This is a genomic window from Desulfosarcina cetonica JCM 12296, assembly GCF_001311845.1.
Lineage (GTDB): Bacteria > Desulfobacterota > Desulfobacteria > Desulfobacterales > Desulfosarcinaceae > Desulfosarcina > Desulfosarcina cetonica.
The window spans coordinates 18,719-27,801 of record NZ_BBCC01000077.1 but is presented as its reverse complement, the minus strand read 5'-3'; the positions used below and the strand labels follow the sequence as shown (position 1 = coordinate 27,801).

Sequence of the window (9,083 nt, the reverse complement as noted above, 5' to 3'; positions counted from 1 at the left end):
TGTGCAAATAACGGGTGGTGGCCCGTTTGGTATCGATGTCGTCGTAGACCCGTTGCACCTGCTCGGCAGTGAGCCCCAGGGTGTCGGCAATATCATCGGGCGTGTAGCCGTTGTTCTTGCCGTAAAGGCAAAGATCCATGCGATCGTAGGGCAGGGAAAAATAGAATTCGTCCTGGCCCTGGGGCATCGAGTAGGTATCGGTGGTTGGCGGACGTTTGCGAATTCTTTCGGGAACGCCGAGAAAGGCCGCCATTTGGTAAACTTGGCTTTTGTAAAGATGAGCGATGGGCTTGATGTCTGCAGCCCCGTCTCCCAGCTTGACGAAAAACCCCTGATCATATTCCAATCGGTTGGGTGTTCCCACCACCGCATAGTTGAAGCGGTCCGCATAATAGTACTCAAACATCTTGCGGGTGCGCTGTTTGAAGTTGGTGGCCGCGACAATTTCAAGGTAAGCCTCAAGCGGTAATCGCTTCTGAATCTGAGATCCATCCGGTTTTTGGGCGACGATGGAGAAAAGATTGAAGCCTTTGGATTCGATCACGTTGGGGATAACGATTTTAGATTTCCAACCGTCACCATATTCAGGGATGGCTTTGCGCACAGCATCGTCGTAACGCCGGTAAAAGCCGACTGCCGCCAACACGCCCGAGATATCTTCATGGTACCATTTGACGCCGAAAGTGTCGGCAACCGACTTGCTCAGGTCGAGCGTGTCGTCCGATGAATGCCGTTCGGGCATCAGCAGGGCAACCACCCGTTCTGGCCCCAGCGCCTTTGCTGCCAGTCCCACGGATACACTGCTGTCGATTCCGCCGGAAAGGGCAACGACCAAGCCTCGGCGTTTCAGTTTCCGCGTCAGAAGGGAGCGAATCTGATTGCATATTTTGTCGGCTTCTTTCCCGGTATCGATGGTCAGGATGTCTTTTGAAAAAACCACGATGTTTTCCTCACTTCATTTTTGTATGGTTATTTCACCGCCCACTTCGTTCGAGACGCAAAGTTCGCAGAGAGGTGGATTAGCCACGGACATGCACTGATATGTTTTTTACCCGCCTGCAACGGTGAAATATATACATTTCTTGTCTGTGTTTGTGTGGGTCGGTGGCTCTGAAATTCTGTGGGCGAAGCCTTAAAACATCTCTCCGCGAACTCTGCGACTCTGCGGTGAAAAGTTCAGTTCTCAGCAATCACCGGCTGACGTCCGACGCTGATGTAAGTAAATCCCTGATCCTTCATAAAGTTTCGCGAAAAGAGATTTCGGCCGTCGAATATCACCGGGTTAACCAGCATTTTTTGTATACGGTTGAAATCCGGGTTGCGAAACTGGTTCCAGTCGGTGACCACAGCCAGCGCATCGGCACCATCAACAGGATCGTACTGGTTGTCCATAATACTGACATTAGCGTTTCCGGCCAGAATCTTCCTGCCATTTTCGCCGGCCACCGGATCGTAAGCCCGAACAATCATGCCGGCATCGGTCAGCACATTGATGATGTCCAGGGCGGCGGATTCGCGCATATCGTCCGTGTTGGCTTTGAAGGAGAGCCCCCACATGGCCAGGGTTTTACCGCTGACGCCACCTTGGGGTGCGAAGAAATCGATGATTTTGTCAGCCAGTTTTCGTTTCTGACGGTTGTTGACCGTATCCACGGCATCCACCAGGCTGGTCAGGCAACCATATTCCTTAGCCGTGTTGATCAGGCGCGAACATCTTTGGGAAAGCATGAGCCGCCATAGCCGACCCCCGGGTAAATAAAATGATATCCGATTCTGCGATCGGACCCGATGCCAGCCCTGACCTCCTTGACATCAGCACCGACGGTCTCGCACAGGTTGGCGACCTCGTTCATAAAGGAAATTTTGGTCGCCAGCATGCAGTTGGCGGCGTATTTGGTCATCTCCGCGCTGCGTACGCCCATAACGATCATTTTGTCACGGCTGCGGGCAAAAGGCGCATAAAGGGTTTCGAGAAGTTTGGCTGTCCGGACGTTGTCCGTTCCCACGATCACCCGGTCCGGTTTTAAGAAGTCGTTGACCGCATCCCCCTCCTTGAGAAATTCCGGATTCGACACGACGTCGAATTCGACGGATACATTACGTTGATCGAGCTGTTTCTGGATGATCCCTTTGACGCGGTCAGCCGTTCCCACGGGGACAGTGGATTTATTGATGATGATTTTATAGTCGGAAATGTGCTGCCCGATCTGCTCGGCAACGGTATCCACATAGGAAAGGTCACAGGAACCGTCTGGTTTGGACGGCGTCCCCACACAGCTGAACACGAAAAGGGCGTCCTGCATCCCTTCTGTCAAATCTGTGCTGAAAGTAAGCCGGCCTTCAGCTGCATTTCGGGAGACAAGAGACTCCAGCCCGGGTTCGAAGATATGTATTTTTCCTGCGTTCAACTGGCCGATAATATCCTCGTTCACATCAACACAAGTCACATCATTACCCATTTCAGCAAGGCAGGCAGCAGCGACAAGTCCGACATAGCCGGTGCCGATGATACAGACGTTCATATTGTTTTTCCTTGGCGATATTGGTTTTGCAATTTGAGTGGGCGTTATTCCAAGTCTTCTACGATGGCCTACAATCTATCGTTGGATAGTATCTATGTACGCCCTGCATGTCACAAACCGGCAATCCTTAAAATCTTTCAGTAGGCGCCTTATTTTCTTCATTGTTGACGCAAGATTGATGTAATGCCGGAATTTGAAAGCGGCCGGGGCTTCCTTCACCTTCGGCTGTTCAGGATCGACTTCCCAGGGATGGAGGTAGAAGCTGTAGGCATCGGCACTTGATAGGATACGTTGGACGCCCTGTCTGAAAATGGCATAGGGAATCAAACGAAAATATCCGCCGCCGCCCCAGGGAAGAGAGAAATTTTGAATGTTTAATTTTGAATTTTGAATTTTGAAATCGAAGTCAAGGTTGCTTACCGGAATTTCATGAAAATGGTCTGACACCTGGTAAGCAATACCGCTCTGTTTAAACGCACTGATGTTCAGCTTGCCATATCGGCCATGCCGGTCGAATGAATTATAACTGGCGTCGTAACGGTATCCGGCATCCTGGATGATTTTCAAAACACCATCATTCACCGAAAAGCTAGGTGCACGGTAACCATATACCTCATCCCCGGTGATATCTTCGAGCAACTTCTTGCTGTCATTGAGATCCTTCCGAAGATCGGATACGGACTGGGCATTACACAAATGATGGTCAACACCATGAGAGGCGATCTCATGACCACGGCGATGAATTTCACGAACCAAATCAGGACATTTGCGGGCAATCCAGCCGAGCACGAAAAAGGTAGCGCGGATTGCAGGTTTGTTGGCTGAATAGGTTTGTTGTTTCAGTTGGTTGTATTGAGTTGTCGATTGGGGAGTCCTCCCCATTTCATCAAACAGATCCAGCAATCTGTGGGTATTGCGCTCTACCCGCAGTTCCTGTCGGTGCCAGGAATCGTATGAAATCGATGACTTGAAATTCTCTACCTGAAACCAGTCTTCGACATCGATCGTGATGAGAATTTTTTTATTGGTTGTCATTAGAATCGGTAAGGCTGCGGAGGCGAGAGAGTCAACATCAGAGAAAAGCGATTCTCCACATAATCGTCGGTATCGATATCTGAATTGACAGTATTATAGGTATATCCGGCACGCATGGAGAGCCACTGCCATAACTGGTAGGAAAGGCCGCAGTCGGCACGATAGATATCCTCCTTCCGGCTTGGCTCCGTATCAAGGTAGTTGCGATAGCCGTATGTCCCTCGAATATCTCCAGACAGTCTGCGGGTAAACGCATAATCTCCGCTTAACCCTACATCATAGTATTCGTACGTACCGAGGTTTTCTGCGGTTAAGGTGGTGTAGTCATACCCGCCTTCACCCGTCAGGCTGATGGAACCGCGTTGGAATTGCTTCGTCAAACTGACGTTTACCGGTGTAAACGATTTATTGTCACCACCGTCCACGTTTAAATAAGTATAGTGAAAACCGACCGATAGATCCATGGTGGGTCCAATAGCATAATCGAATCCGACAGCACCATCCTGAATGGTATAATCCACGGCAGTTTCTTCTTTGGCCTCATGCAGGGTGTACTGGTATTCAATAAAGCCGGTGAAATGAGAATTAAAGCGATGGTTGCCGCGGACACGCCCCAGGATTTCATGGTAGTCGTCGAGTCCGTCTTCATAAGTCGCTTCGGTGTATTCGGCGCCGACATCCATGCCCCAACGGACATCGAACCAGTACGTTACACCGGCACCACCACCGTACTCTTTACTGTCCACACTCGCCGGGTCGTCGTTGTTCAGGGAACTGTAAGAACCATCGGCGTAAAGCGTATTATCCGCCCCGAACTGGTAGTCCATTCTGACGCCGGTGGTGTTGCGCGTGTGCAGAGAGCGACTACGTCGGATAGTCAGATCCTCCTCAGATACCGGATCCTCGGTTCGCAGATAATTGTGGCTGGCCTCCCAGCGGAGATGCCGGGTGGACTGCCACCACCCTGTCATACCCGCCGCATGTGCCCAATAATCGCTGTCTTTGCGTTTGTCATACATGGTATAGGAAGGATCGTAGCTGACCGCCAGTGCCGCTGTGCGACCCGAGAGTTCAACTGTAACACCGGGCGAGATGGTGGTGATCGTGTCAGACACTTCGTTATCCGGGTCCAGATAGAGGTTGTCCGTATGCTCGACGCCGGTACTCAGGTGCGGTATGATGTTGATCTCGGCACTCGCCATTTGCGGTGCGACAATCAGAAAACCGACCACCAACCAGTTCATCGTCTTTCTCATCACAGCCTTTCCTTTTTTCATGGTACGACGATCGTATCATCGGCCTGAATTTCGACGTTCTGGTCAGAATTCTTTCCTTTCAAAATATCCTTATAGTCGATACGAATGACCGTTTCCTGACCCTGATGACGGCGAAACAGGATAATCTCTTTCTTGGATGCCCATTCGGTAAACCCGCCGGCCAGCGCAAATGCCTGCAGAACGGTCAGTTTTTTGGTAAGTGGATATTCACCGGTATTGGCCACTTCACCCAAAATGTAAAACCGCTTACTGGCCGCACTACGAACGGTAACGGTAACATGGGGCTCGGATACATAAGCCTTTAGTCCCTTTTGAATATCAAGTTTTAGTTGCGTTGGCGTTTTTCCAGATGCAACCACATCATCAAGTAGCGGAAAGGAGATTTTACCGTCTAGCCGCACAATGATCTCTTCTCTCGAAAAATCGGGTTCCTTCCAGGTAACGATTTCAAGGATGTCGCCGTTGCCAATGATGTAGGAATCATTGGGAGATTGGGCGAAAGAAGTGAGGGGGAGCAAAGTAATATATATGGCAATTATAAATATTATTTTTAGCAGTGTACGCATATTGGGCTCCTTTAAGAGAATTCAGAAGTCAGGAGTCAGAAGCCAGAATCTTGTTCATATAGGCTTGGAGCAGTTTGCTGACTTCTTCTTACTTGTGTATTGGTATACAGACAAAACGAATTGATGTGCTTTCTGCCATACGATCAACTCTTCGAAACGCTTTGCTGTTTTGCTTCTCATTCTGGCTTCTGACTCCTGGCTTCTGTCTCCTATATTCCGTAATATTCCTTATACCATTCCACAAACTTCCCGATACCCTCTTCTATCGTTGTTGCCGGTTTGAATCCAACATCGTTGATCAGGTCATCCACATCGGCGTAAGTGGCCGGTACGTCGCCGGGTTGTAGATCCATGAAGTTCTTGATCGCTTTTTTGCCGATGGCATTCTCAATGGCAGTGATAAAATCCATCAGTTCAACGGGTTGATTATTGCCGATATTATAAATTTTATATCTGGCGTAAGATGTCCCAGGGTCGGGTGCGTCTCCGGACCATTTGGGATTGGGATCCGGAATGCTTTTCATCACTCGTACCACACCTTCAACAATATCATCAATATAGGTAAAATCACGCTTCATTTTACCGTGGTTGAAGACCGCAATCGGCTTATCTTCCAGAATCGCTTTGGTAAAAAGAAAAAGCGCCATGTCTGGTCTTCCCCAAGGGCCATAAACCGTGAAAAAGCGCAATCCTGTACAGGGCAGTTGAAATAAGTGGCTATACGTGTGAGCCATCAGTTCGTTTGATTTCTTGGAAGCGGCGTAAAGTGAGACTGGATGGTCCACGTTATGGTGAACGGAAAAAGGCATGTTAGTATTAGCGCCATAAACAGAACTGGAGGAAGCGAATACAAGATGTTTTATGGCATTGTGCCGGCAGCATTCGAGAATATTGACGAATCCTACAAGGTTCGATTCGACGTAAGCCTGGGGATTGGTCAGCGAATATCGCACACCTGCCTGGGCCGCCAGGTTGACCACCACGTCGATGGCGGTGTCCTGAAATATCTTTTCAAGCCCGGCCTTGTCGGCCAAATCGGTCCGCATGAAGGTAAACCGGGAGTCAGCCTTCAGGATGTCGAGCCTGGCCTGTTTGATCGACGGATCATAATAGTCGTTCAAATTGTCTACGCCGACGACCTGGTATCCATCGGCCAGCAGTCGTTTGGAGAGGTGAAAGCCGATAAAACCGGCAGCGCCGGTAACTAGTGCCGTATTGTAATCAAGATGCATGAATCCGTTCCTATCTTGCGCGATCCAAATAGCTCCGCTTGGTGGTTAACATCAAAATACAATGCAACAACCTTAATACATTATAAATTTAATCTTTACTAAAAAACTTACCGCCAAGTCAGCCGAGCCGAACCATACATTTCCATCAACGCGCACCTTCGCCGAACAGAACCGTCTTCACCGTGCGCATGATCACCATCAGATCCATGAATATGGTCATATTCTTGATATAGAAGAGATCATAGTTCAACTTCTCTTTGGCATCTTCCACCGAGGCACCATAAGGATAGCTGACCTGTGCCCAGCCGGTTACACCGGGTTTTACCGAAAAGCGCTCACCATAATAGGGAATAGCTGTCTCTAGTTCCTTGACGAAGAAGTCTCTTTCCGGTCTGGGGCCGACGAAACTCATTTCACCCTTAATGACATTAAGCAATTGGGGGAACTCATCAATTCGCCATTTCCGGATGAACTTCCCCACCCGCGTAACCCGGCTGTCATTGGATTGTGCCCACACCGGCCCACTTTTCTTTTCCGCATCTTGAACCATCGAGCGAAATTTATGCACCATATAAGGTTTACGATCTTCTCCGACACGTTCTTGAGAAAAGAAAATCGGACCTTTGGAATCCATCTTTATCAAAATGGCAACAAGTAGTAAAATCGGACTCAAAAAAAACAGCATGACGGTGGAAAGGAGGAGATCCCCGGTTCGTTTGACTGTCTTCCGAATCCATGACTTTCGAAATCCATCAGAAAAAATCAACCAACTGGGATTGATCTTCTCAACAATCAGCTTCCCGGTAAGCATTTCATAAAAGCTGGTCCCTTCAATCACATCAATCCCATCAACGCGGCATTGCAAAAGTTGTTTGGTGGGGAACCCGGCTCTGCGTTCTTCAATGGCAACCACGATTTTGTCGATATTCATTTCTTTTGCATGGCTGCATAATTCCTCATAGCCTCTCAGGCATAAGGTGGAAAGCGCCATCAGCGGAAACGTTTTACCATCCTTAACGCTATCCACAATAGCTGCGACTTGATATCCGCAGTCTTTGTTCTCATTGATTTCTTTGATAATATTCTGAGCTAACGCACCTGACCCCAGCAAAATAATCTTTTTATTAAAAAAACCATGATTAAGAACATGCGTATACCCCATACGCCACAAGACGATAAATGCCACAATAAAACAGATACTGACAAAAAAAACGCCTCTGCCAATGATGCAAACAGGAAAAATAAAATACACAATGGCAAGCAAAATCGCGAGGTGCCCAGTGCCTGCAATAGGCGAATGATCAATTCCTGGTAGCTGTCGGTAACTTTCAAATCGTAAAGATCATTATAGTACAGGCACAATTGACAGATTGAGGCAATCAAGAATGTTTTAAGAATCAGCGTTTGTTCTTCCAGAACAAAATTAGGGCCGATCAGCAACCAACTTGCAAGAATGACGGAAATAAATATAAACAGCCCTTCACCAACCACAAAAAGCGCATTCCGAACAGGATAATATTGTTTAAAAAGTCTCAGCATGGCAAACCATATCAAGAACTAAAATACATTCAGTACTTTTTATATTTTTTATATTTCCCGTAACCATAACGCTCGGTCGTTGGTACCCGATAGCCATTCATCACAACCCCGATCACCTTATCCTTGCCGAACTTTAATAAAAGTTCCTTGACCAATTCTTTAGGGGTCGAGGCGTATCGAACCACCAGAATGATTCCATCAATATAGTTGGCCAGAGCAGTAGTTTCAGCAGTCAACTGGGGAGGCGGCGTATCAATGATGACATATCGATCGCTGTATCGATGTTTTGTCTCTTCAAGCAACTCCTTCATCGCCTGACTGGATAAAAGCTCTGCTGGATTGCGCGCCTGTCCCCCTCCCGGCAGAATTGTCAGCTTGTCGACAATGGTTTTTTGCAACAGGGATTCCAAGGGTTGTTTTTTTGAAAGGTACTCATTTAATCCTGGCACATCGTCGTCAAATCCAAACTGCGTATGTATGGTCGGACGTCGCATATCGCAATCGATGAGGAGGACATGCTCCTCGACGCCCTGCGCGATGCTGACCGCGAGGTTCGCGGCAACAAATGATTTCCCGTCACCGGGTACTGCGCTGGTGACCATGATGGAACGCGGCGGTTTACCTTTTTTGGGGAAAAGTATGTTGGTGCGTAAAATTTTAAAAATTTCAGCTTCAACCCCAGATGGATCATGGTAGGTAATCAAGTTCTGATCTATTCGCCATTTTGATAAAGCAGAAGGTGTCCGGACCTCGGTTTTTGGGGTTACCGGTTTGATATCACTTGTCTGCTCGCGGTTTGGAAAAGGCTTCAGCTCAACAGGGTGAATCCGCCTTGAGCCTTTTTCCAAACTAGATTTTTCAAGTGCTTCGTGGATCTTACCCATTCTGGCTACCAATCTGACTGCCGTTGCA

9 protein-coding genes are annotated in these 9,083 nt (G+C 48.2%); all 9 read right to left on the bottom strand.

Annotated features, from left to right (window positions below; genetic code table 11):
- Window positions 1–940: NAD(+) synthase (gene nadE / locus JCM12296_RS17545; protein WP_218188138.1), on the bottom strand; the 940-nt coding region annotated here is incomplete at its 3' end.
- Between the two features lie 236 nt (window positions 941–1,176).
- Window positions 1,177–1,728, bottom strand: coding sequence for a UDP binding domain-containing protein (locus JCM12296_RS44800; protein ID WP_246804485.1), 552 nt, complete (start codon window positions 1,726–1,728; stop codon window positions 1,177–1,179).
- Entirely contained in the window at window positions 1,701–2,522 is an 822-nt protein-coding gene (locus tag JCM12296_RS44795; RefSeq protein WP_246804482.1) for a UDP-glucose dehydrogenase family protein, read from the bottom strand. Before JCM12296_RS44795 ends, JCM12296_RS44800 begins: the two co-directional genes overlap by 28 nt.
- Before the next feature lie 75 nt (window positions 2,523–2,597).
- Window positions 2,598–3,557, bottom strand: a complete 960-nt coding sequence (locus JCM12296_RS17535; RefSeq protein ID WP_054695883.1) for a DUF3473 domain-containing protein — start codon at window positions 3,555–3,557, stop codon at window positions 2,598–2,600.
- Complete coding sequence (locus JCM12296_RS17530) at window positions 3,557–4,813, bottom strand: outer membrane beta-barrel protein (RefSeq protein ID WP_054695881.1); 1,257 nt, start codon at window positions 4,811–4,813, stop codon at window positions 3,557–3,559. The genes JCM12296_RS17535 and JCM12296_RS17530 overlap by 1 nt, the downstream gene beginning before the upstream one ends.
- Window positions 4,814–4,830: 17 nt before the next feature.
- The gene (locus tag JCM12296_RS17525) at window positions 4,831–5,400 is read right to left on the bottom strand and encodes a polysaccharide biosynthesis/export family protein (protein WP_054695878.1); all 570 of its coding nucleotides are present in this window, start codon (window positions 5,398–5,400) and stop codon (window positions 4,831–4,833) included.
- Window positions 5,401–5,609: 209 nt separating this feature from the next.
- Window positions 5,610–6,632 (bottom strand): NAD-dependent epimerase, encoded by a 1,023-nt coding sequence (locus tag JCM12296_RS17520; protein WP_054695875.1) that lies wholly within the window; start codon window positions 6,630–6,632, stop codon window positions 5,610–5,612.
- Window positions 6,633–6,777: 145 nt separating this feature from the next.
- Window positions 6,778–7,884 (bottom strand): TIGR03013 family XrtA/PEP-CTERM system glycosyltransferase, encoded by a 1,107-nt coding sequence (locus JCM12296_RS17515; RefSeq protein WP_246804487.1) that lies wholly within the window; start codon window positions 7,882–7,884, stop codon window positions 6,778–6,780.
- Window positions 7,885–8,200: 316 nt separating this feature from the next.
- Window positions 8,201–9,055: a CpsD/CapB family tyrosine-protein kinase gene (locus JCM12296_RS17510; RefSeq protein WP_083456244.1), complete on the bottom strand. Its 855-nt coding sequence runs from the start codon at window positions 9,053–9,055 to the stop codon at window positions 8,201–8,203.
- Window positions 9,056–9,083: the final 28 nt, after the last annotated feature.